This window comes from Actinoplanes sp. NPDC051470, from assembly GCF_040682035.1.
Classification (GTDB): domain Bacteria; phylum Actinomycetota; class Actinomycetes; order Mycobacteriales; family Micromonosporaceae; genus Actinoplanes.
The window spans coordinates 33,277-52,291 of record NZ_JBFBAA010000001.1 but is presented as its reverse complement, the minus strand read 5'-3'; the positions used below and the strand labels follow the sequence as shown (position 1 = coordinate 52,291).

At 71.3% G+C, this 19,015-nt stretch carries 14 protein-coding genes and 1 pseudogene; 8 read left to right on the top strand and 7 right to left on the bottom strand.

Annotation, left to right across the window (positions count from 1 at the left end; all coding sequences use genetic code 11):
- Positions 1 to 44: 44 nt before the first annotated feature.
- Positions 45 to 1,298, top strand: a complete 1,254-nt coding sequence (gene mpgS, locus AB0M54_RS00245) for a mannosyl-3-phosphoglycerate synthase (RefSeq protein WP_364315131.1) — start codon at positions 45 to 47, stop codon at positions 1,296 to 1,298.
- Between the two features lie 113 nt (positions 1,299 to 1,411).
- Positions 1,412 to 3,013 (top strand): phosphoglycerate dehydrogenase, encoded by a 1,602-nt coding sequence (gene serA / locus AB0M54_RS00240; protein WP_364315134.1) that lies wholly within the window; start codon positions 1,412 to 1,414, stop codon positions 3,011 to 3,013.
- 49 nt (positions 3,014 to 3,062) lie between these two features.
- Here the strand turns inward: serA and AB0M54_RS00235 are convergent, their stop codons facing one another.
- On the bottom strand, positions 3,063 to 3,425 hold the full coding sequence (locus AB0M54_RS00235; RefSeq protein WP_364315137.1) for a hypothetical protein: 363 nt from the start codon (positions 3,423 to 3,425) through the stop codon (positions 3,063 to 3,065).
- Positions 3,426 to 3,778: 353 nt separating this feature from the next.
- On the opposite strand from AB0M54_RS00235, the gene AB0M54_RS00230 reads away from it, so the two are divergent.
- Together AB0M54_RS00230 and AB0M54_RS00225 are read left to right on the top strand one after the other, a co-directional pair.
- Entirely contained in the window at positions 3,779 to 4,810 is a 1,032-nt protein-coding gene (locus tag AB0M54_RS00230; RefSeq protein WP_364468278.1) for a 3-isopropylmalate dehydrogenase, read from the top strand.
- A 110-nt stretch (positions 4,811 to 4,920) separates the two neighbouring features.
- Positions 4,921 to 6,021, top strand: a complete 1,101-nt coding sequence (locus tag AB0M54_RS00225; protein ID WP_364468276.1) for a branched-chain amino acid aminotransferase — start codon at positions 4,921 to 4,923, stop codon at positions 6,019 to 6,021.
- On the opposite strand, the gene AB0M54_RS00220 is transcribed toward AB0M54_RS00225, so the two are convergent.
- Entirely contained in the window at positions 6,018 to 6,770 is a 753-nt protein-coding gene (locus tag AB0M54_RS00220; protein ID WP_364315145.1) for a tyrosine-protein phosphatase, read from the bottom strand. The two genes, AB0M54_RS00225 and AB0M54_RS00220, sit on opposite strands and share 4 nt — an antisense overlap.
- Positions 6,771 to 6,968: 198 nt before the next feature.
- On the opposite strand from AB0M54_RS00220, the gene cimA reads away from it, so the two are divergent.
- Complete coding sequence (gene cimA / locus AB0M54_RS00215) at positions 6,969 to 8,579, top strand: citramalate synthase (protein WP_364315147.1); 1,611 nt, start codon at positions 6,969 to 6,971, stop codon at positions 8,577 to 8,579.
- Here the strand turns inward: cimA and AB0M54_RS00210 are convergent.
- The 5 genes from AB0M54_RS00210 to AB0M54_RS00190 all read right to left on the bottom strand — a co-directional run bounded on the left by AB0M54_RS00210 (position 8,549) and on the right by AB0M54_RS00190 (position 15,894).
- Positions 8,549 to 9,553 carry an endonuclease/exonuclease/phosphatase family protein gene (locus tag AB0M54_RS00210; RefSeq protein WP_364315149.1) on the bottom strand — a complete coding sequence of 335 codons (1,005 nt, stop codon included), beginning with the start codon at positions 9,551 to 9,553 and terminating at the stop codon, positions 8,549 to 8,551. The genes cimA and AB0M54_RS00210 overlap by 31 nt on opposite strands.
- Positions 9,554 to 9,612: 59 nt before the next feature.
- Entirely contained in the window at positions 9,613 to 11,085 is a 1,473-nt protein-coding gene (locus tag AB0M54_RS00205) for a hypothetical protein (protein WP_364468274.1), read from the bottom strand.
- Between the two features lie 96 nt (positions 11,086 to 11,181).
- Complete coding sequence (locus AB0M54_RS00200; protein ID WP_364468272.1) at positions 11,182 to 13,137, bottom strand: family 43 glycosylhydrolase; 1,956 nt, start codon at positions 13,135 to 13,137, stop codon at positions 11,182 to 11,184.
- A 106-nt stretch (positions 13,138 to 13,243) separates the two neighbouring features.
- A complete protein-coding gene (locus AB0M54_RS00195) occupies positions 13,244 to 14,590 on the bottom strand; it encodes a pitrilysin family protein (protein ID WP_364315158.1) in 1,347 nt (448 codons plus the stop codon).
- The gene (locus tag AB0M54_RS00190) at positions 14,587 to 15,894 is read right to left on the bottom strand and encodes a pitrilysin family protein (RefSeq protein WP_364468270.1); all 1,308 of its coding nucleotides are present in this window, start codon (positions 15,892 to 15,894) and stop codon (positions 14,587 to 14,589) included. The genes AB0M54_RS00195 and AB0M54_RS00190 overlap by 4 nt, the downstream gene beginning before the upstream one ends.
- A gap of 210 nt (positions 15,895 to 16,104) precedes the next feature.
- Here AB0M54_RS00190 and AB0M54_RS00185 point away from each other — a divergent pair.
- From AB0M54_RS00185 to AB0M54_RS00175, 3 genes and pseudogenes are all read left to right on the top strand, one after another.
- A pseudogene (locus tag AB0M54_RS00185) lies at positions 16,105 to 17,082 on the top strand (MoxR family ATPase); the annotation flags it as partial.
- On the top strand, positions 17,079 to 18,062 hold the full coding sequence (locus AB0M54_RS00180; protein WP_364468268.1) for a DUF58 domain-containing protein: 984 nt from the start codon (positions 17,079 to 17,081) through the stop codon (positions 18,060 to 18,062). The pseudogene AB0M54_RS00185 and the gene AB0M54_RS00180, both read left to right, overlap by 4 nt.
- Positions 18,059 to 19,009 (top strand): VWA domain-containing protein, encoded by a 951-nt coding sequence (locus AB0M54_RS00175; RefSeq protein ID WP_364468266.1) that lies wholly within the window; start codon positions 18,059 to 18,061, stop codon positions 19,007 to 19,009. Before AB0M54_RS00180 ends, AB0M54_RS00175 begins: the two co-directional genes overlap by 4 nt.
- The last annotated feature ends 6 nt before the right edge of the window (positions 19,010 to 19,015 follow it).

The following is a 19,015-nucleotide window of genomic DNA, read 5'->3' as shown; positions in this document are numbered from 1 at the left end:
GAACAGGCGCTTCGGAGTGGGTTTCGTCGGTTAGCCTCGCCAACATGCGACTGGCTGATTCTTTCCGGAGTGAGCGCTTCGGCGCGGTCCGGATTCATGAGCTGCAACGGGTGATCGAGCTCGACTCGGGCGCCCTGGCCGATGCCGGTCGGCCTGGCATCTCGGCGGGTTCTCGCGTCGTCGGACCGGATGCTCTCCGGGCCGTCGAGACCCAATTGGTGATCGTCGTGCCCTGCATGAACGAGACTCGGAGCGTCATCGAGGGGGTGCTCTCCGGGATCCCGCACGACTGCCTGATCGTGCTCGTCTCGAACAGCGATCGCGGCCCGGTCGACCGCTACGAGATCGAGGCGCAGACGGTCGAGCAGTTCTGCCGGCTGGCCGGCCGGTCGGCGATCACCGTGCATCAGCGCGATCCGGGCGTGGCCGCCGCGTTCAAGGCGGCCGGCATGGACGAGCTGATCGACGACACCGGTCTGGTCCGGGCCGGCAAGGGCGAGGCGATGCTGGTCGGCATGGCCCTGGCGGCGATGAGCGGACGCAAGTACATCGGCTATGTCGACGCCGACAACTACGTGCCCGGCTCGGTCCATGAGTACTGCAAGGCGTACGCGGCGGGCCTGCACCTGGCCGGCTCGCCGTACTCGATGGTCCGCATCTCGTGGCACTCGAAGCCCAAGCTGCGCGACGGCCGGCTCTTCTTCAACCGCCGCGGCCGCAGCTCGGAGGTCACCAACGAGTGGCTCAACCGGTTCCTGGCCGAGTTCTCCAACTTCGGCACCGAGGTGATCGCCACCGGCAACGCGGGCGAACACGCGATGAGCCTCGAGCTGGGCCTCAAGCTGCGGCTGGCCGGTGGTTTCGCGGTCGAGCCGAACGAGTACGTCGACCTGTTCGAGCAGTTCGGCGGCCTTCTCGAGAGCGCACACCCCGAGGTGATGGCCAGTTCCGTCCCGGTGGTGCAGATCGAGACGCGCAACCCGCACTTCCACGACAACAAGGGCGAGGAACACGTCCAGGTCATGCGGATGCAGGCGTTGAACGTGCTCTACCACTCGCAGATCACCCCGCCCGCGGTGCGTCAGGCCATTCTCGACTTCATGGTGGCCCAGGGCGCGCTCGAGGTCGGGCAGGAGCCGCCGCGCGAGCGCACCTATCCGCCGGTCGACACGCTCGCGCTCGACCTGCTCTACGACGCGCTGGACGCCGAGGCGCAGTCGTTCCGGCAGCTGGACGGGCTGGCGTCGGCCGGGTTCCCGGCGTCGCCGCCGATCCTGCGGGAACGCATCCCGGTCTGAATCCAAGGTTGCCACGACGTTTCTGACATGTGACGGCGGTCACTCCGATTCATCGATGTGACCGTCGTCATGCGTACCATCCGGCAATGGTGGCGATTACGGATGGAGACGCGTTGACTACTCCGGTCGTACTGATCGCCGAGGAGCTGGCCCCGGCCGCCCTCGACGTGCTGGCCCAAGGCTTCGATGTACGGCACGTGGAGGGCACCGACCGGCCGGCCCTGCTGGCCGCGCTGGCCGAGGCGGACGCGGTGATCGTCCGCAGCGCCACTCAGATCGACGCCGAGGCGCTCGCCGCCGCGCCCGGTCTCAAGGTCGTGGCCCGGGCCGGGGTCGGGCTCGACAATGTGGACGTCCCGGCGGCCACCGCCCACGGGGTCATGGTGGTGAACGCGCCCACCTCGAACATCGTCTCGGCCGCCGAACAGGCGGTCGCGCTGCTGCTGTCGGTCGCCCGGCACACCGCGAGCGCCAGCGCCGCGCTCAAGGCCGGCGAGTGGAAGCGGGCCAAGTACACCGGCGTCGAGGTGCAGGGCAAGACCGTCGGCGTGGTCGGGCTGGGCCGGATCGGGGTGCTGTTCGCGCAGCGGATGGCCGCCTTCGGCACCCGGCTGATCGCCTACGACCCGTACGTGCAGCCGGCCCGCGCGGCCCAGCTCGGCGTCCGGCTGGTCGGGCTGGACGAGCTGCTCCGGGAGAGCGATTTCATCTCGGTCCACCTGCCACGGACGCCCGAGACGGTCGGCCTGATCGGCGAGCGGGAGCTGGCCACGGTGAAGCCGGGCGTACGCATCATCAACGCCGCCCGGGGCGGCCTGATCGACGAGCAGGCGCTGGCCGACGCGCTGGCCGAGGGCCGGGTGGCGGGCGCCGGCGTGGACGTGTACCAGAAGGAGCCGACCACCTCGTCGCCGCTGTTCGCGTTCGACAACGTGGTGGCCACGCCCCACCTGGGCGCGTCCACCGTGGAGGCGCAGGACAAGGCCGGGCTGTCGGTGGCACGCAGCGTGGCCCTGGCGCTGCAGGGCGAGTTCGTGCCGGACGCGGTGAACGTGCGCGCGGCCGGCGTGGTCGACGAGGACGTGCGGCCGCTGCTGGCGCTGGCCGAGAAGCTGGGCCGGGTGTTCACCGCGGTCGCCGGTGGGGTCGCGGCCGGCGTCACGGTCGAGGTACGCGGCGAGATCACCTCGCACGACGTGTCGGTGCTCCGGCTGGCCGCCGCCAAGGGCATCTTCGCCTCGGTGGTGGAGGAGCGTGTCACCTACGTCAACGCGCTCCAGCTGGCCGCCGACCGGGGGGTCGAGGTCGAGCTGACCACCGCGGAAGAGGCGATCGAGCACGACAACGAGGTCAGCGTCCACGGCGCGCTGCCGGACGGCCGACGGGTCGGCGTGACCGGCACGGTGACCATGGCGGGCAGCCGGGAGATCCGCCGGATCACGGCGGTGGACGGCTTCGATGTCGAGCTCGGCGCCGACGGGGTCCTGCTGTTCTTCCGGTACGCCGACCGCCCGGGCGTGGTCGGCGCGATCGGGACGCTGCTGGGCGAGCACGGCGTCAACATCGCGGCGATGCAGGTGGCCCGGCGCTCGGCAGGCGGCGAGGCGCTGATGACGCTGACCGTCGACTCCTCCATGGACGCCGAGATCCTCTCCGCCGCGGCGGCCGCGATCGGCGCGTCCCACGCCAGCGCCGTCGACCTCAGAGGCGAATAGAGCAGCGGTGCCTATCTGCGCTCAGAGCAGCTCTGAGCGCAGATAGGCATCAGCGGGTCTTCACGGGCGGGGGATAGACCGTGCCGTCCTGGAGGTCGAGCAGGTCGAGGTTCAGTTCGCCGGCCAGTTTCTCGATGCGCTCCAGCACCGCGTCGGCGCAGTTCTCGTCCAGCCGCATCTTGATGTGGTCGGCCGCGGCGTGCAGCGGCGCGCTCGCCCACGGGCTGCCGGACGTCTGAGACTGCGGTCCCCGATCGGGATATTCCGAGGTCAGGGCGTCATAGAAGGCGACGACGCGCGGGTCGGCGGGGCGCTGCGGATGATCACCGCGCGCGCATCGGGCGTTGGCCGCCCGCACCGCGTCCGGCATATCCGTCTTGTCCATGGCCCACACCACGAGGTCGAAACTCACCGGCGCATGGTGCCATACCGTCTGCCGCATCCGTTGATCCTTGCGCCGACACGCGGTGGATGCGTCTTGCGCGTTATTAGTCCGCATAGCTAGCGTTGGTACCGCCGTACCACGGTGCCGGGCGCGTCTTCGGGTGACGTTCTCGCTGCTTTCGTGCGGCTAGCACCCCCGGCGGGCGCGAGCCACGCGTTTTCGTCGTCACAACCCCCGCGATCGATTGCCGCGATCGACGGGGGTTGTGTTCTTGGCGCACGGGTTGCCACCTGAACGTCCATTCAGTGGGACCATGCGACCGGAGACCGGGACACCCCGCTAGTCTTCACGACGTCGGAGCGGACTTGTAGGGAGCAGACGTGAGCGTGGCGCGGATCGCGGTGGTGGCCGGGGACGGCATCGGAACCGAGGTGACCGCGCAGGCCCGCAAGGTGGTCGACGCCGTGCTTCCCGGCGTCGAGTGGTCCGACTACGACCTGGGCGCCCGTTTCTACAACCGCACCGGCGAGGTCCTCCCGCAGACGGTCGAAGACGAGCTCTCCGGCCACGACGCCATCCTGCTCGGCGCGATCGGCGACCCCAGCGTCCCGCCCGGCGTCCTCGAGCGCGGTCTGCTGCTCAAGCTGCGGTTCGACTTCGACCAGTACGTGAACCTGCGCCCCAGCAAGCTCTGGCCGGGCACCACCAGCCCGCTGGCCGGGGTCAAGCCGGGCGAGATCGACATGGTCGTGGTGCGCGAGGGCACCGAGGGCCTCTACGTCGGCGCCGGCGGCGTGCTCCACAAGGACACCCCGGCCGAGATCGCCACCGAGGAGAGCCTGAACACCCGGCACGGCGTCGAGCGGGTCGTCCGCGACGCCTTCTCGCGGGCCCAGCGCCGCGAGCGCCGCCACCTCACGCTCGTCCACAAGACGAACGTGCTGACCAAGGCGGGCAGCCTGTGGTCACGCACCTTCCAGTCGGTCGCCCAGGAATTCCCTGAGGTGACCACGGAATACCAGCACATCGACGCCGCCTCCATGTTCATGGTGAGCAACCCGCAGCGTTACGACGTGGTGGTGACCGACAACCTCTTCGGTGACATCCTCACCGACATCGCCGCCGCGGTGACCGGCGGCATCGGCATGGCGGCCAGCGGCTCCGTGAACCCGGAGCGGGCCTACCCGTCCACCTTCGAGCCGGTGCACGGCTCCGCGCCGGACATCGCCGGCCAGGGCATCGCCGACCCGGCGGCCGCCATCCTCTCCGCGGCCCTGCTGCTCGAGCACCTCGGGCACGACGACGCCGCGCGCCGAGTAACCGGGGCGGTCGCGGCCGAGGTCGCGTCCCGCACGCCGGGCGCGCCGACGCGTACCGCCGAGGTGGGTGACCGGGTCGCTACCGCGGCCTGAGCCCGTCCCCTTTCCCCTTCGCACTACTTCTTGCCGCGGACGGTCTGTTTTAACGACCGTTCGGGTATCTTCGTGCACACAAAATCTTCCTAGAAAGCAGGTCACGTGCCATGAGTGGTGGTGACAGCAACCTCGATTTCGATGTCCGCCGAAACAGCGCGCCGGTGAGCGACCCGGAGCGGGCGGTGTTACTGGCCAATCCGGGTTTCGGCCGGATCTTCACGGACCACATGGTCACCATCCGCTATGCCGAGGGCAAGGGCTGGTACGAGCCGCGGGTCGAGGCGCGCGCGCCGATCCCGATGGACCCGGCCACCGCGGTGCTGCACTACGCCCAGGAGATCTTCGAGGGCCTGAAGGCGTACAAGCTGGCCGACGGCGGGGTGGCGCTGTTCCGGCCGGATGCCAACGCCGCCCGGTTCGTCGACTCGGCCAAGCGGATGGCGATGCCGGCGCTGCCCGAGGCGATCTTCCTGGAGTCGTTGCGGCAGATCGTCTCGATCGACCGGCAGTGGATCCCGCAGGACCCCGAGGGCAGCCTCTACCTGCGTCCGTTCGCCTTCGCCACCGAGGCGTTCCTCGGCGTGCGGCCGGCGACCGAATACCTCCACCTGGTGATCGCCTCGCCGGTGGGCGCGTACTTCTCCGGCGGGGTCAAGCCGGTGACGGTGTGGGTCACGCCCGACTACACCCGGGCCGCGCCCGGCGGCACCGGCGCGGCCAAGTGCGGCGGCAACTACGCGGCCGGGCTGGCGGCTCAGGCCGAGGCGGCCGAGCACGGCTGCGAGCAGGTGGTCTACCTCGACGCGGTGGAACAGAAGTACGTCGACGAGCTGGGCGGCATGAACGTCGTGCTCGTGCTGGACGACGGCACCCTGGTCACCCCGCCGCTGACCGGGACGATCCTGCCCGGCATCACCCGCGACTCGATCCTGAAGCTGGCCCAGCGGGCCGGCCGGGCGGTCGAGGAGCGGCCGATCAGCATGGACGAGTGGCGCGACGGCGCCCGGTCGGGCCGGGTCCGCGAGGCGTTCGCCTGTGGCACCGCCGCGGTGATCACCCCGCTGGGCATGGTGCGGTCGGCCGACGGCGAGTTCACCGTGGCCGACGGCGGGGCGGGCGAAGTCACCATGGGCCTGCGCCAGGAGCTCGTCGACATCCAGCGCGGCCGGGCCGAGGACACCTTCGGCTGGGTCCAGCGCGTCTTCTAGCCGGCCGGTTCGAGCAGGTGGCCGCGCATCGTGGCCACCTGTTCGCCGGTCAGGCCGATCTCTTTGGCATAGGCCTCGACCGAGCCGTGCCGGTCGCGCAGGCCGTTCAGGAAGAGCGTCATCGCCCGCTCGGGTGAGTCGAACATGTGCTCGTTGCCCTCGACCGCCTCCGGGTTGACCTTGAGCAGGTACTCGGTCAGGCTCCGCATCGAGGCGGTGGTCAGCGCGTAGTCCGCGGCGATGTCGTCGTCGGCGACGCCCAGCAGGGCGAGGGCCAGCGCCAGGGTGACGCCGGTGCGGTCCTTGCCGGCCATGCAGTGCACGACGACCGGGGCCGCGTCCGGGTCGGCGATGGCGCTCAACGCCTCGCGCAGCGCCTCGGTGCCGTCCTCGATGAAGTTCAGGTAGCGGTCGGCCAGCCAGCGCTCGTGATCGGTGCCATCGGGGTGGGGCACCTCGTCCCAGTCGACGTGCCGCAGCGGCAGATGGCGGTAGACCAGGCCCTCGTAGTCCCGGATCCGCCCGATCTTCTCCACCTCGAACTCGCGCCGCAGGTCGATCACCGTGCGCACGCCCAGGGCCGCGTAGGTCTCCCAGTCGGGCCCGTCGATCAGCCGGTGCAGCGCGTCCGCCCGGAACAGCCGCCGCCAGCGCACGGTCCGCCCGTCCAGCCCGGCATAACCGCCGACGTCACGGAAGTTGTAGGTCGAGGTGAAGGACACATTCCGGGGGTACGGGAGGTCAGCCACGGGTTCGAACCTAGTCCCGAAAGGTGGAACTTTGCTTCCCCTGGGCGGGAACGGTGGCACACTTCATCGCGTGACCCACCTCGTGCTCATTATTGGCACCCAGCGCGCCGGCTGACTTCTCTCGCCGACGCGCAGACCTCCCGCATCCGCGGGGGGTCTTTTTGTTGGGCCACCAAATTCCTCGAAAGGAACCACGCCATGGACTACCAGGTCTTCGACACGACGCTCCGCGATGGCGGGCAACGCGAGGGCATCAGCTACTCGGTCGTCGACAAGCTCGCGGTCGCGAAGCTGCTGGACGAGTTCGGCGTCGGGTTCATCGAGGGTGGCTGGCCGGGCGCGATGCCCAAGGACACCGAGTTCTTCGAGCGGGCCAAGACCGAGCTCGACCTCAAGCACGCGGTGCTGGTGGCGTTCGGCGCGACCCGCAAGGCCGGCGTCGACGTCGCCGCCGACAAGCAGGTCAAGGCCCTGCTGGACGCCGAGACGCCGGTCGTCTGCGTGGTCGCCAAGTCGGACATCCGGCACGTCGAGCGGGCCCTGCGCACCACCGGCGAGGAGAACCTGGCGATGGTCCAGGACACCGTGCGGCACCTGGTCGCCAACGGCCGCCGCGCGTTCGTCGACTGCGAGCACTTCTTCGACGGCTTCCGGCACGATCCGGCGTACACCGCCTCGGTGGTCCGTGCCGCGATCGACGCCGGCGCCGAGCGGGTCATCATGTGCGACACCAACGGCGGCATGCTCCCGTCGATGATCACCAAGGCCATCAACGAGGTCGTCGAGCGCACCGGCGTCTCGCCGGAGCAACTCGGCATCCACTGCCAGAACGACACCTCGTGCGCGGTGGCCAACACGATCGCCGCGGTCGAGGCCGGGGTCAAGCACTTCCAGTGCACCGCCAACGGATACGGGGAGCGCCCCGGCAACGCCGACCTCTTCGCCGTCGTGGCGAATCTGCAACTCAAGCTCGGGCTGACCGTCCTACCGGACGGGTGCCTGGAGAAGGCGACGCGGGTCTCCTCCGCGCTCGCCGAGATCGCCAACATCGCCCCCGACACCCACCAGGCCTACGTCGGGGCCGCGGCATTCGCTCACAAGGCGGGGCTGCACGCGAGCGCGATCAAAGTGGATCCGCTGCTCTACAACCACGTCGACCCGTCGGTGGTGGGCAACGACATGCGGATCCTGGTGACGGAGATGGCCGGCCGGGCCAGCATCGAGCTCAAGAGCCGTGAGCTCGGTCTGGACCTGGCCGGCCACCCGGACACCCTGTCGGCCGTGACCACCAAGGTCAAGGACCTGGAGGCCGGCGGATGGTCGTTCGAGGCCGCCGACGCGAGCTTCGAGCTGCTGGTCCGCGAGGCGCTACCCGGCGAGGGCTTCAGCCGGCCGTTCTCGCTGGAGTCGTACCGGGTGCAGACCGAACACCGGGAGGACGGCACGGTGGTGTCCGAGGCCACCGTCAAGGTCAAGGTGCGCGGCGAGCGGATGATCACCACCGCCGAGGGGAACGGCCCGGTCAACGCCCTGGACGAGGCCCTGCGCAAGGCGCTCACCGGGCACTACGAGGAACTCAAGTCGTTCGAGCTGGCCGACTACAAGGTGCGCATCCTGGAGGGTTCGCACGGATCCGCCGCGATCACCCGGGTGCTGGTCGAGACCACCGACGGGCAGCGTGACTGGACCACGGTCGGCGTGCACGAGAACGTCGTCGAGGCGTCGTGGCACGCGCTGGTCGACGCGCTCACCTTCGGCCTGGCGCAGCGCTCGACGCCTCAGGCGGCGGGCACGGTCAGCGAGGCGTAGACCGAACGGTGGTCGGTCCGGGGTACGCCGTGCACCCGCACGTCGCGTACCCCGATCCGTTTGTCCACCAGCACGTGGTCGATGGTCACCGGCGGCAGCGGCGCCCCGCCGTACGGCCCCCAGGTGCCGACCAGCCCCTCGCCCGTGGCGGCGGCCGCGTCCCGGTAGTCGCCCCGGGCGATCAGCTCGCGCAGCGTGTGGTGGTCGAGGGTGGCGTTGAAGTCGCCGAGCAGAACGCGCGGCGGGCCGTCCGGGTCGCTCTTCGGCTGGGCGGCCAGGTCGGCGCTCCACGAGCCGAGCGCCTCGACCGAGGACGGGGCGAGCGGATGGGCCGACTCGACCACGATCGGACCGGCGCCGGACGGTGTGATCGTGGCGTACGCCTGCATGAAGCCGCCGCCGTTGCGCCGCGCCCCGGGTGACGTGATCGGGAAGCGCGAGTAGACCGCCGAGCCGGAGGCGCCCCACTGCGCCGCCACCGACGAATACGGCAGCAGCGTCTTCAGGCCGGCCGCCTCGAGCCGGGCCTGGATGCCGGGGGTGAACTCCTGCATGGCCAGCACCGCCACGTCCTGCTCACGGACCAGTGCGACCAGCGCGTCGGCGTCGGCCCCGCCCAGCTCGACGTTGCTGCTCATGATGTGCAGCACGACCCCGGTGGCCGGGCCGGTGTCGCGATCGGCCATCACCCGGGGCAGGATCGAGACGGCCAGCAGCGCGGCCGCCACCACGGCGACGGCCGCGCCCAGCCAGCGACGGGTGAGCAGCGCGATCAGGGCCGGGATCAACGACCAGGCCGCCGCGTACGGCGTGAAGGCGAACAACTGGACCAGCGCGCCGCTCTCCCAGCCGCCGAACCGCAGCACCGCCCAGACCGCGATCGGCAGCAGGACCAGCCACACCAGCACGGTCACGCCGACCCGCTTGCCGTGCCGGCCGGCGGTCGCGGGCGGCCGCGAGCTGGTGATCGTCATGCCGCCGACGGTATCCGGCGACCGCTACGACCTGGTAACTCTCCTCAGCTTTGTGAAGATCACGTGTAGGGGTTGAAGTTCTGCGCGGCCATCAGGAACCACGACGTGGCCCCGACATGCTGCCGCTGGAAGTAGCCGAAGGCGAAGCCGGTGTCGAACGCGCTGCTGGCCGCCACGATGCCCGACTTGTCGGGAAGGGCGGTGCCGGCCCAGTTGCCCTCGGAGAGCTTGCCGTCCTGCGGATCGGTGGTCCGGCCGACGGTCTGCCCGGCGCCCACCTTGCGCTGCGCCACCACGGTCTCGGCGAGCAGCCGCTTGGCGGTGCCACGGTCGCCGGTGCCCTTGCGGGTGAGCAGGGCCAGCGCCGTGTGCCCGTTGCCCTCGAGCCAGACCGCGCTGCGGTGGTTGGGCAGGTCGCTGCCGGGGACCGGGCCGGTGAGGGCCTTGGCCTGCGACGAGAACGTGACGCCGGAGATCCGTACCCCGGCCGGCAGTTGGGTCTGACCGCCGCCGTCGGTGTTCCACAGGTTGCCGGTGACCCAGTCCAGCGTGGCGTCGTAACGCTTGTCGCCCATCCCGAGCACGGCCCAGGTCTGCACGTCCTCCGGGATGTTGCCGGTGTTGATGATGTTGGGGTCCTCGCCCGGGTTGCCGCCCAGCGTGCCGGTCCAGAGGAAGCGCTCGGCCGGGTTCCACATGTTCCGGACGAAGCCCGCCGCCACGGTCGCGCGATGGATCCAGCGGCGGTCCCGGGTCAGCTTGGCCAGCAGCGTGAACAGCGCGTGCGCGTCGATGTTGTGCTCGGTCGAGCACCAGGCCTGCGGGGTGACGCCGTCGGCCTGGACGCCACCGTGGAAGCCGCCGTTGACGTACCCGGACTCCCGCTCGGTGATCCACAAGCCCAGCGCGACCGCGCCGTCGAGGTACTTCTTGATCCGCGTGTCCACGTAGAGCTGGGCCAGGGCCAGCCCGGTCCAGGCCATGTCGCCGACCGACGAGCCACCGAAGCCGTACGGCCACAGGAACGCCGCCTTGCCGTCCTCCCGCTCGAGGCCCGGGAAGTAGGCGCCGCCGCCGTAGAACTGCATCGGCCCGGCCGCGTACGCCTGCCGCACCCGCCCGTCGGTGAACGCCTCGTCGTTGGCCTGGGCCCAGAGGAGCGCGTCGCCGATCAGCCGTGCCCGCCGCACGTTGGCCACGCTCGGGTTGGCCAGGTAGGCGAGCGTGGCCAGGGCGTTGTCGTAGACGAAGGCCGCGGTCATCAGCCCGCTCTCGTTGTTGTACGACTGGAGCAGCCGCGGCTCGGCGCCCTTGGCGTAGGCGTCCTGCACCACGTCGAGGTAGCGGTAGGCGCGGGCCACCGGGCCGGACAACGAGGGGTCGACCAGGTGCCGGGGCCGGTCCGAGCTGGCCGAGGCGGGATCGGCGGGCAACGCGCCGGCGGCCACCGTGGCGGCGGCGGCCGCGGCCGGCAGCGCCAGCAGGCGTCGCCGGGAGACCGGTACGGACGTGACCGAGAAGGTCGCTGGCATATGGGGGTCACCAACCTGTGTGAGAGCGCTCTCTGGGGGCGGCACATATTGAAACCCCTCTGTCACGGATTGGCAATGCCCGCAGCTCAGCCCGCGTCAGGGTGAAACGTAACAGCGCTTCTCGACCAGGCGGATAGGGTTGCCGAACCTGGCGTTCGTGCAGGGCGCCGAGCCGGTCACCTCGCGGTAGCGGTAGGCGCCGTTGATCCCGTACGCGACGGTTCTGGTGCCGGTCACCACGCAGACACCGCCCAGGGTCGCGCACTGCGAGTAGCCCTGGGGGCCGCCGGCCGGGGCGACCGAACACGACTTCACCGTCCCGAAGAGCGGATCGCCGCCGAACCCCGCAATGGTGCACGGCTGCACCGATCCGGCCCGGACGGACCGGTAGACGTACCCGCCGGGGGCGCCGTAGGCGATCATGCCGGTACGCGCGACGGAACAGACGCCGTGCTCGCCGGCGCAGACCGTCCAGCCCGCAGGCAGGGCGGTCGTCGGGAGCGGCGTACGCGCGCTGATCGTGGTCTCGAACTTGGTGGTCCGGCCGGCCTCCGGGCGGAACGTGACTCCGGAGTCGCTGCTGTAGGCCTCGCCGCCGCCGGGATAGGGCGCGGCGTCGTTGTGCACCAAGCCGTAGCAGCCGGTCGTCGTGGCCGACCGGACCACGATGCCGTAGCGGACGCCGGCGGTCACCGCGAGGTCCGGCCGGATCGTCACCGCCCGCGGCGACCAGCCCACCGAGTGCGGCGGCACGACCGTACGGAACAGCGGCGACCCGGTCGGCCGGAACGACTCGTCGGCGGTCACGATCTGCATCTCCAGGCCGGCGTCGGGCGAGCCGTTCTGGAAGGTGGTGTACGTCGCCGAGGTCAGCGTGCCGCTGCGGGACGGCACGAAGGTCTGCACCCGGGCGATGTTCCGGCCGATGTCGCACCACGGGCGATACCCGGCCAGGCCGCCCGACTGGTCCTGGTCGGGTGAGGTTTGCGCGGCGCCGGTCGAGCGGGTCGGCAGATCGAGCGTGATCGTCGCCGGGCAGGTGATCGGCCGGATCGCCCCGGCGGCGTCGAACGACAGCGGCGCCCAGAAATAGTTGGCCAGCGCCTCGTTCGGGGCGCCGTTGTTCCACAGGTCACTGCCATAGAGGTACGCCGTACCGGACGCGGTCGGGATCGGCGCCACGAACGCCGGCTGGCCGCCGCAGGAGGTGGTCGTCAGGTTGGTGCCGGCCGACCACGGGCCCAGGGGCGAGGCGGCGCTCTTGTAGGACGTGCCGGTGGTGGCGTAGCCGCGGTTGGGATCCGAGTAGGTCAGGTAGTACGTCCCGCCGCGGCGGAACAGAGCCGGCGCCTCGGTCGCCGGCTGGCCGAGGCGGGTGTGGGCGCCGGTGCCGGTCAGATAGTCGCCGTCGAGCCGCTCGACGACGATGTCGCCGCCGCTGCGCCAGTCGGTGTACGCGACGTAGGCGGCGCCGTCGTCGTCCACGAACACGGTGTGGTCGCCGTTGTTCAAACCGGCCGGGGGAGCGTCGCTGTTGACCGCCAGCGTCGGCTCGGCGGTCTCCACGAACGGCCCGGTCGGCGCCGTCGCGGTGAAGACCCGGAACCCGACCCGGTTGTCGTACACGTTGATCCACAACACGTACCGCTGGGTGGCGGCGTTGTAGACGACGTGCGGGCGGTAGCAGCCGTAGGTCGTTCCGTTGCACCGCGTCTGCCAGGTGCTCGACGTCGGGTCGAACAGGTAGCCGCGATCGGTCCAGCGCACGAGATCGGGGGACGAGTAGACCTTGAAGCCGCAGAACGGGGAGCCGTCGGCGTTCCACTGGTAGCCGCAGTCGTACGCGGTGCCGTACAGGTAGTAGACACCGCCGAAGAGCGCGATCTGCCCGTCGTGCGCGTCCACCGCGTTGCCCTGCGTGTCGAACCGCACCACCTGGTTCCCGGCGCTGTCGAAGTTCGTCACGGTCGTGGCGTGCGCGGCCCGGGCGGGCGCCGGAACGGCCCCGACGGCGGCGGCGAGCATCAGCAGAACAACCAGAATCCGGCGCATCAGGACCCCCACTTGAAACGTTACACAGTGGACGTCTCTCACCTTAGATCGAAAATCGCCAATGCGATAGCGGGAGGGCGCCCGATGAGCACCCTCCCGCCACTGATCAGACCGCCGCGTCGGTGACCTCGCCGAGGCCGGTGGCCACGAGGTCCTCGCGGATGACGGCGCCGTCGCCCTCGACCACCAGGGTCAGGCCGGCCGGGTGCAGGTGGGCCGCGGCCGCCGCGGAGACCTCTTCGAGGGTCGTCTCCAGGTACTGCCGACGCAGTGTCGCGTGGTAGTCGTCCGGCAGGTCGTGGATCACCAGGGTGGCCAGGGCGCCCAGGATCGAGCCGGGCGTCTGCATCTCCACCGAGAGCTGGCCGGCCCGCCACGCGCGGGACACCGCCAGCTCGTCCGCGGTCACGCCCTCGTCCTTGGTCCGGGTGATCTCGCCGACCGTGTCCACCAACGCGGGGGCGGTCACCGCGGTCTGCACCGCCGAGGACACCCCGAACCGACCGAACCGGCGGGTCATCGCGAAGTCGCCGCGGATGCCGTACGAGTAGCCCTTGACCTCGCGGATCAGGTGGTTGAGCCGGGACGTGAAGGCGCCGCCGAGCACGGTCGCGGCCAGCGTGATCGGCACGTAGTCGGGGTGGGCGCGGTGCGGCGCCCGGTGGCCCAGGCGCAGCGTCGACTGCACCGAGCCGGGGCGGTCGACCAGGATGATCTTGCGTTCGGCGGCGATCGGCACCTCCAGCGGGGACGACGCCGGCTCGGCCTCGCCCGAGGTGCCGGCGAACGCCGTCTCGCCCAGGGCCTTCAGGTCGAGCTGGTCGAGGTCGCCGGCCACCAGCAGGACGCCGGGACGACGCAGCCGCGCGGCGTGGTAGGCCAGCACGTCGTCCACGGTCACCGCGGCCACCGAGGCCGGGTCGCCGTGCGGTGGGCGGCCGTACCGCTCGGCGGCGCCGAACAGCTCGGCGCGCAGGGCGGCGTCGGCGCGCGGACCGGGCTGGGCCCAGTCCATGCGCAACGCGGTCACCTCGTCGTCGCGGACCCGGGACACGTCGGCCGGGTCGAGCCGCGGCGTGCGCACCGCCTCGGCGAGCAGCGCGACCGCGCCGGGCAGCAGGGCCGCCGGCACGGAGACGCCGGCCCGGAACGAGTCCCAGTCGACGGCGGTGGACAACTCGGCGCCCAGCCGCTCCAGGGCCAGCGCGAAGCCGGCCGAGTCGCGCTGGGCGGTGCCCTCCTCCAGGCACTTGGCCAGGATGGTGGCGGTGCCCTCGCGACCGGCGGTCTCGTGAACGGCGCCGCCGTCGAGCAGCAGGGCCGCGTACGCGAGGCGCTGGCCGGGCAGATGCGCGGCGACCACCAGGCCGCCGGCGACGGGGGTGCGGACCACGTCCGGGAACGAGTACGGGCGGGCGGCGCCCGGATCGGGTCGGGTGGCGACGAGAGTCACGACTGGTCTCCTGGCAGGTAGGTGAGGGTGACCCGGGACGAGGGGTGCAGCGTGGGCAGGACGTCGTTGATGTCGTCGCTGGTCACGTTCTGCCAGCCGGGCAGCCGGTAGGCCGCCGCGCCCGCGTCGCCGAACTGGGTCGCGTACCGGCCCAGGGTGTCGGCACGACCGCCGACTGTGGACATCTGCCGCCACCACGAGGTGGTCAGCAGCGCCTTGGCCCGCTCCAGTTCGTCCTCGGTGACCGGCTCGGCGGCGAGAGCGTCGAGCACCTCGGTCATGCCCTCCTCGAGGGTCGTCGCGTCCACGCCGTCCTTGGCGGTCGCCGTGATGATCAGCGGGGCCGGCGCGTGGGCCAGGTCGACGCCGTACGCGCCGACGTAGTCCGGCTGGGCGATCCGCTTGCCGTCGGCCAGCCGCTGGTAGAGCCGGCTGCCCCGGCCGCTGCCGAGGACGGTGGCGAGCACCGTGATCGCGTCGTACGAGCCGGTGCCGAACGGGTGCGTGCGGTGGGACAGGTAGATCCGCGGAGCCGGGACGTCGGCGGTCACCGTCTCGCGGGCCGGTTCGGCGGCCGGGCCGGTCAGGTGACCGTGTGGCGCCGGCGGGATGTCGCTCACCGGTTCCAGCGCGCCGAAGTACTTCCTGGCGTACGCGAACACCTCGTCCGGTGAGGCGTCGCCGGCCACCGTCAGCACCGCGTTGTTGGGCGCGTAGTAGCTCTGGTGGAACGCCTGGAACGTCTCCAGCGAGGCCGCGTTCAGATCTTCCATCGACCCGATGGTCGAGTGGTGGTACGGGTGGCCGGGCGGGTAGAGCAACGGCAGCAGGCGCAACCAGGCGTCGCCGTACGGCACGTTCTCGTACCGCTGACGCCTCTCGTTCTTCACCACCTCGCGCTGGTTGTCCAGCGTCTCCTGGGTGAGGGCCGGCACCAGGCCGCCCATCCGATCGGCCTCCAGCCACAGGGCCAGCTCGAGGTGCTCGGACGGCATCGTCTCGAAGTAGTTGGTCCGGTCGGGGTTGGTGGTCGCGTTCAGCGAGCCGCCGTTGCCCTGCACCGAGCGCATGTGCTCGTTCTTGGGCACATGCACCGACCCCTCGAACATCAGGTGCTCGAAGAGGTGGGCGAAACCGGTCTGTCCCGCGGGCTCGTGCCGTGAGCCGACGTCGTACCAGATGTTGACGCACACCACCGGATTGCTGCGGTCCTCACTGACCACGACCCGCAGGCCGTTGTCGAGGCGGGTGGATGCGATAGGCCACGGATAGCCGGTCTCCGCCGGCTTGGATTGCGACGTCACCGGACCAGTATTCCCTGGGTGGCGCCGGGCCGTCCTTCGTCCGCCTTTCGGTTGGCCTTCGTCGCGTTTTCGGTGCTCTTTGGTGTCCTGGTGATCCAGGCGGGCGCTCGGCGTGCACATCCCCCAAGGCCCGGGCGCCCGCCGCCACTTTCCGGCTCAACCGAGGGGATTACCCAGATGGACTCCACCGCCGATTTCCGGCTCCTCGAACAGACCCTGTTCGAGGTCAAGAAGGTGATCGTCGGGCAGGACCGGCTGGTCGAGCGGCTCATGACAGCGCTGCTCGCGGGCGGCCACTGCCTGCTGGAAGGCGTGCCCGGCGTGGCCAAGACGCTGGCCGCGGAAACCCTGGCGGTGGCCGTGGGCGGCTCCTTCCACCGCATCCAGTTCACCCCCGACCTGGTGCCCTCGGACATCCTGGGCACCCGGATCTACCGGGCCTCCAAGGAGTCGTTCGACGTGGAGCTCGGCCCGGTGATGGCCAACCTGGTCCTGGCTGACGAGATCAACCGGGCGCCGGCCAAGGTGCAGTCGGCGCTGCTCGAGGTGATGGCCGAGGGTCACGTGTCGATCGGCGGCCGGACGCACCCGACGCCGCGGCCGTTCCTGGTGCTGGCCACCCAGAACCCGATCGAGAGCGAGGGCGTCTACCAGCTGCCCGAGGCGCAGCGGGACCGGTTCCTGATGCGGGTCGTGGTGGACTACCCGACCGACCAGGACGAGCTGGGCATCCTCTACCGGATGGGCCAGGGCCGCCCGGTGGCGCATCCGGTCCTCGACCCCGACCGGCTGCTCGGCCTCCAGGCGCGGGCGCAGGCGGTCTTCGTGCACCACGCGCTGGCCGAATACGTGGTGCGGCTCGTCCTCGCCACCCGCGACCCGGCCCGCTTCGGCCTGTCCGAGATCAAGGACCAGCTGGCGTACGGAGCCAGCCCGCGAGCGACCCTCGGCCTGGTCGCCGGCGGCCGCGCGCTGGCCCTGCTCCGCGGCCGGGACTACGTGCTGCCCAACGACATCCAGGACATCGCGGTCGACGTGCTGGCACATCGGCTGGTGCTGTCCTTCGACGCGGTCGCCGACGGGATCGCGGCCGAGTCGCTGGTCCGCCGGATCCTCGAGGTCGTCCCGCTGCCGACCATCGCGCCGCAGCAGGAGCAGCACGGCCCGGGCCTGGGGGTGGCGGCGTGAACGAGGGCGCCTCGCTCAACGATCTCGCCCCCGAGCGCCGGCTGCGCCGCCTCGAACTCGCGGTCACCCGGCGCCTCGACGGGCTGCTGCACGGCCGGCACCTCGGCCTGCTGCCCGGCCTGGGCAGCGAACCGGCCGCCAGCCGGGAGTACCGGCCCGGCGAGGACGAGGTGCGCCGGATGGACTGGGCGGTCACCGCGCGCACCACGGTCCCGCACGTCCGCACGGTCGAGGCCGATCGCGAACTGGCCACCTGGGTGCTGGTCGACGCCTCGCCCAGCATGGACTTCGGCACCGCGGCCCTGGAGAAGCGCGAGCTGGCGACCGCGTCGGTCGCCGCGGTCGGCTTCCTCACCTCGGGACTCGGCAACCGGCTGGGTGCGCACGTGCTCGGCCCGTTCGGGGTACGGCGCTATCCGGCGCGTACCGGGCGTACCCATCTGCTCGGGATCTTGCGGACTCTGCTGGCCATTCCGCGCGGGGCGCCGGAGCTCGACCCCACCGGGCTGGCCGACGCGGTCGAGGGGCTGCATCGCGCGGTCCGCCGCCGGGGGCTGGTCGTGGTGGTCAGCGACTTCCTCGACGGGCTCGACCAGGACGGCCTGGGCGACGCGGCGCCGCGGTGGGAGCGGCCCCTGCGCCGGCTCACCGCCCGCCACCAGGTGCTCGCCGTGCAGGTCACCGATCCGCGGGAACGCGAACTGCCGGACGTCGGCATCCTCACCCTGGTCGACCCGGAGACCGGCCGGCGGCGCGAGGTGTCGACCGCCGGGCGCCGGCTGCGTGAGCGGTACGCCGCCGCGGCCCGGCAGCAGCAGGACACGATCACCGCCGCGATCCGCCGGGCCGGCGCCACCCACCTTCCCCTTCGGACGGACGGCGACTGGGTCGCCGACATCGTCCGCCACGTCCACGTCCACGCCCAACGCCGGCTGACCCGTGCGGCCCGCCGGCCCGCCGTCTCGGGAGGATCGGCATGACCTGGGAGTCGCCGCAGCGTCTGTGGCTGCTGGCCGCGGTCGCCGCGCTCGCCGTCGCGTACCTCGTGATGCAGCGCCGGCGCAGCCGCTACGCCGTCCGCTTCACCAACCTCAAGTTGCTCGACCGGGTCGCCCCGAAGCGGCCCGCCTGGCGCCGGCACGTCCCGGCCGGCCTCTTCCTGGCCATGCTCGGCCTGCTCGTGGTCGGCTTCGCCCGGCCCACCGCGGAGGTCCAGGTGCCCCGCGAACGGGCCACCGTGCTGGTCGCGGTGGACGTGTCCCGGTCGATGCTGGCCGACGACGTGGCGCCCGACCGCCTCTCCGCCGCGAAGGCCGCGGCCAACGAGTTCGTGACCAACCTGCCGTCGGAATTCAATGTCGGGCTGGTCGGATTCGCCGGCAGCGCCTCGGTGTTCGTGCCGCCGGTGACCGATCGCGCGGCGGTGACCGCGGGGATCGACCGGCTGTCGGAAGGCGCGGCGGGACGCGCGGGTACGGCCATCGGCGACGCGATCGCGACGTCGCTGGACCAGATCCGGACCATGGACGCCTCGGCCGCCGAGGACACGCCACCGGCCCGGGTGGTGGTGCTCTCGGACGGCGCCAACACCTCCGGGCAGGACCCGGACCAGGCCGCGCAGCTCGCGAGTGAGCTGGGCGTACCGGTCGACGCGATCTCCTTCGGGACGCCGGCCGGAACCATCCAGGGCTCGCAGCCGGTGCCGGTCGACGGCGAGACGTTGCAGGCCGTGGCCCAGGCCACCGGTGGTCAGTACTTCGAGGCGGCCAGCGCCGACGAGTTGCGGGCCGCGTACGCGGACATCGAATCCTCGGTCGGCTACGAGACCGAGCGGCAGGACGTGTCCGCGCGCTTCATCGGGATCGGGCTGGCACTGGCCGTGCTCGCCGCGATCGCCTCCATGTTCTGGTTCGCACGAATTCCCTGAGGGGCA